This is a genomic window from Pseudoxanthomonas sp. LjRoot204_2 (assembly GCF_056175765.1).
Genome location: NZ_JBGFFG010000353.1, coordinates 1 through 3553, shown reverse-complemented (window position 1 = coordinate 3553; position 3553 = coordinate 1). Strand labels below are relative to the sequence as shown.

The window sequence follows — 3553 nt, the reverse complement described above, 5'->3', positions numbered from 1 at the left end:
TCCTCGCTGCGCGCGCGCGCCAGATCGGCGTCCGCGGCGGCGCGCACGGCGAAATCGAGGGCCTCCTTCTTGCTGCGCGTGGCCTGCGCCTGCGCGAGCGACTGGCGGGCCGCCGCCAGCGGCGCGGGTGCGTACTGGTCCGCATCGGCCTGGTCGGCACGCTGCACCGCCTTGATCGCCGCTTCCAGTTCGGGGGTCGGCGCGTTCTGGGCGAACGCCGGCGACAGCACGATTGCCGCTACTGCGGCGGCCATCACATGCAGGGGCCTGCGGAAGTGTGCGAAGCTAACAGTCATTGGGGTGCCGTGACGTTGAGGGGTACGCGCGGCCATTGTCTGTAGCCTTCGGCGCCGTTGCAACGTGTGCCGCGCATCGTGGGGAGTGTTGCACATGGACATCGGCTATTTCCTGAAGCTGATGACCGAGAAGAACGCCTCGGACATGTTTCTCACGACCGGGGCGCCGGTCTACATCAAGATCGAAGGCAAGCTCTATCCGCTGGGCAACACCGGATTGCCGCCCGGCATGGTCAAGAAGATCGCTTACTCGCTGATGGACGAAGGCCAGGTGCCTGTCTTCGAGCGCGAGCTCGAGCTCAACATGGCCATCGCCCTGCACGACGCCGGCCGCTTCCGCGTCAACGTGTTCAAGCAGCGCGGCGAAGTGGGCATGGTCATCCGTGCGATCCGCAGCGTGATCCCCACGATCGAGGAGCTGAACCTGCCGCCGGTGCTGAAGGACATCATCATGACCCCGCGCGGTCTGGTGCTGATCGTCGGCTCCACCGGTTCCGGCAAGTCGACGTCGCTGGCGTCGATGATCGACTACCGCAATACCACCAGCACCGGCCATATCCTGACCATTGAGGATCCGATCGAGTACCTGCACCGGCACAAGCAGTCCATCGTCAACCAGCGCGAGGTCGGACTGGATACGCATGCGTTCCACAATGCGCTGAAGAACGCGATGCGCGAGGCGCCGGACGTCATCCTGATCGGCGAAATCCTCGACGCGACCACGATGGAAGCGGCCATCGCCTTCGCCGAAACCGGCCACCTGTGCCTGGCGACGCTGCACTCCAACAATGCCGACCAGACCATCGAGCGCATCCTCAACTTCTTCCCGGAAAGCGCACACAAGAACGTGCTGATGAACCTGGCGCTCAACCTGCGCGCCGTGGTGTCGCAGCGCCTGGTCAAGGGCACCGACGGTCGTCGCATGCCGGCGGCGGAAGTGCTGATCAATACACCGATGATCCGCGACCTGCTTCGCCGCGGCCAGGTGCACGAGATCAAGGCCGCCATGGAGGAGTCGCTCGAGGAAGGCATGGAAACCTTCGACCAGTGCCTGTTCCGCATGGTGAAGGAAGGCCTGATCGAGCAGGAGGAAGCCCTGCGCGCTGCGGACTCGCGCGATGGCCTGGCGCTGAAGTTCCGCCTCTCCGAAGGCAGCAAGGGCGAGCACGATCCGTACGCGGATTACGACACGGCCAGCAGCTCGCCGCGGATCACCCACGGCTTCGGCTGAGCACGCCGCGTCGCCGAACGGCATGCGGGTCAACGGGCGGGGAAACCCGCCCGTTCCGTTTTCGGCGACATCCGGTCAGGCGTTGGCGTCGGGCTGGTTCTCCGGCCTGGCCTGATCGAAGGCCGGGAGCGCGAGACAGGCCTGCTCGATGCGGACGATCGTGGGAAAGGCGCTCATGTCCACACCGAACCGGCGCGCGTTGAACACCTGGGGCACCAGGCAGCAATCCGCCAGTCCGGGGGTCTGCCCATGGCAGAAGGCCCCCGTGGCGGCATCGCCGGCAAGCAGGGCCTCCATCGGTGCGAACCCTTCTATGATCCAGTGCTTCACCCAGTCGTCGCGCTCGGCCTGCGGCACGTTCCAGGTGCCTTCGAAGTACTGCAGCACGCGCAAATTGTTGAGCGGGTGGATGTCGCACGCGACCATCTGCGCCAGCGCGCGCACCCGCGCGCGGTCCCGGGCCGTCATCGGCAACAAGCGTGGCGACGGCCAGGCTTCGTCCAGGTACTCGAGGATGGCGAGCGACTGGCGGATCACCCGCACGCCGTGCTGCAGGGTGGGCACCATGTGCTGGGGATTCTTGGCGACGTAGTCCGGCGCGTGCTGCTGGCCGCCGTCGCGGACCAGATGCACGGGCGCGGTTTCGTAGGCCAACCCCTTGAGATTCAGACCGATGCGCACGCGATACGCGCCGCTGGAACGCCAGTAGGAATACAGCCTGAGGTGCTCAGCCATGCAACCCGCTCCCCGCGGCTTGCGCCTTCGAATCCCCGGAATCCATGTCCATGCCCGACCCGCTCCGTCCTGAAGTCACACTGGGGCCGGCCGCGCCCTCAAGGCAAGGGTTGCGGCTCGATACGCTGCTCGATCGCGCCAAAAATGGAACGTCCGTCACAGTCCATCATTTCGATGCGGACCACGTCGCCGAAACTCATGAACGGCGTGGACGGCTTGCCATCGCGCAAGGTCTCGACCGTACGCTGCTCGGCGAAGCAGGACGCACCTTTCGACGTGTCCTCATTGGCGATGGTGCCGGAACCGACGATGGTGCCTGCCGACAGCGGGCGGGTCTTGGCCGCATGCGCGACCAACTGGGCGAAGTCGAACTGCATGTCCACCCCCGCCTCCGGCGCGCCGAACCACTCGCCGTTGATGTGCGTGACCAGCGGCAGGTGGACCTTGCTGTCGCGCCAGGCAGCGTCCAGTTCGTCAGGCGTGACGAATACCGGCGACAGTGCCGAGCGCGGCTTGGATTGCAGGAAGCCGAAGCCCTTGGCGAGTTCGCCCGGGATCAGGTTGCGCAGCGACACGTCGTTGACCAGGCCGATCAGCTGGATGTGACCCGCCGCCTGCACCGGTGTCACCGCCATCGGCACGTCGTCGGTGACGACGACGATCTCGGCTTCCAGGTCGATCCCGTACTCCTCGCTGACCACTTTCACCGGATCGCGCGGTCCGTAGAACGCGGCGCTCGTGGCCTGGTACATCAACGGGTCGGTATAGAAGCTCTCCGGCACTTCCGCATTGCGGGCGCGACGGACGCGCTCCACGTGCGGCAGGTAAGCGCTGCCGTCGACGAACTCGTAGGCACGGGGCAGCGGCGCGGCGAGCGCCTGAAGGTCGATGTCGAACGCGCCATCGGCGTCGCCCGCATTCAAGGATTCGTACAGTGCGTTGAGGCGCGGCGCGGTGTTGCTCCAGTCCTCGAGCGCGCGCTGCAGCGTCGGCGCGATGCCGGTGGCGCGCACACCGCGGGCCAGATCACGGGACACGACGATCAACGTACCGTCGCGACCACCTTCCTTCAGGGAACCCAGCTTCATCGGAACTCCAGGATGCGGGCGCCCATGCGCCATGGTTTCAATTGTAACGAAAGACCGGCCATGTCAAGCCGCAATCGGATCGCCCTGGAAACCGTCCTTGCGGAAGGTCAGCACCAGGGTATCGCGATGACCTTGCCCATCCAGCGGCTGGATCGGGGTGGATTCGTGGATGACGCGTTCGTCATCGAGGAACAGCAGCGACC

5 protein-coding genes are annotated in these 3553 nt (G+C 65.7%); 1 reads left to right on the top strand and 4 read right to left on the bottom strand.

Going from position 1 to position 3553, the window contains the following annotated elements:
• On the bottom strand, positions 1–296 hold a 296-nt coding region (locus AC04L7_RS14565), incomplete at its 3' end, for a DUF4398 domain-containing protein (protein ID WP_475513274.1).
• Positions 297–390: 94 nt separating this feature from the next.
• Between AC04L7_RS14565 and AC04L7_RS14560 the strand changes: the two genes are divergently transcribed.
• Positions 391–1527, top strand: a complete 1137-nt coding sequence (locus AC04L7_RS14560) for a PilT/PilU family type 4a pilus ATPase (RefSeq protein WP_296279530.1) — start codon at positions 391–393, stop codon at positions 1525–1527.
• A gap of 75 nt (positions 1528–1602) precedes the next feature.
• On the opposite strand, the gene maiA is transcribed toward AC04L7_RS14560, so the two are convergent.
• The 3 genes from maiA to AC04L7_RS14545 all read right to left on the bottom strand — a co-directional run bounded on the left by maiA (position 1603) and on the right by AC04L7_RS14545 (position 3545).
• Positions 1603–2262 (bottom strand): maleylacetoacetate isomerase, encoded by a 660-nt coding sequence (gene maiA, locus AC04L7_RS14555; protein ID WP_435996823.1) that lies wholly within the window; start codon positions 2260–2262, stop codon positions 1603–1605.
• 98 nt (positions 2263–2360) lie between these two features.
• On the bottom strand, positions 2361–3350 hold the full coding sequence (locus AC04L7_RS14550) for a fumarylacetoacetate hydrolase family protein (protein ID WP_435996821.1): 990 nt from the start codon (positions 3348–3350) through the stop codon (positions 2361–2363).
• A 63-nt stretch (positions 3351–3413) separates the two neighbouring features.
• Positions 3414–3545 carry a 2OG-Fe dioxygenase family protein gene (locus AC04L7_RS14545; protein WP_475513275.1) on the bottom strand — a complete coding sequence of 44 codons (132 nt, stop codon included), beginning with the start codon at positions 3543–3545 and terminating at the stop codon, positions 3414–3416.
• Positions 3546–3553: the final 8 nt, after the last annotated feature.

Coding starts and splice junctions, on each gene's coding strand:
- AC04L7_RS14560 (WP_296279530.1), top strand. CDS start 391: ATGGACATCGGCTATTTCCTGAAGCTGATGACCGAGAAGAACGCCTCG.
- AC04L7_RS14550 (WP_435996821.1), bottom strand. CDS start 3,350: ATGAAGCTGGGTTCCCTGAAGGAAGGTGGTCGCGACGGTACGTTGATC.
- maiA (WP_435996823.1), bottom strand. CDS start 2,262: ATGGCTGAGCACCTCAGGCTGTATTCCTACTGGCGTTCCAGCGGCGCG.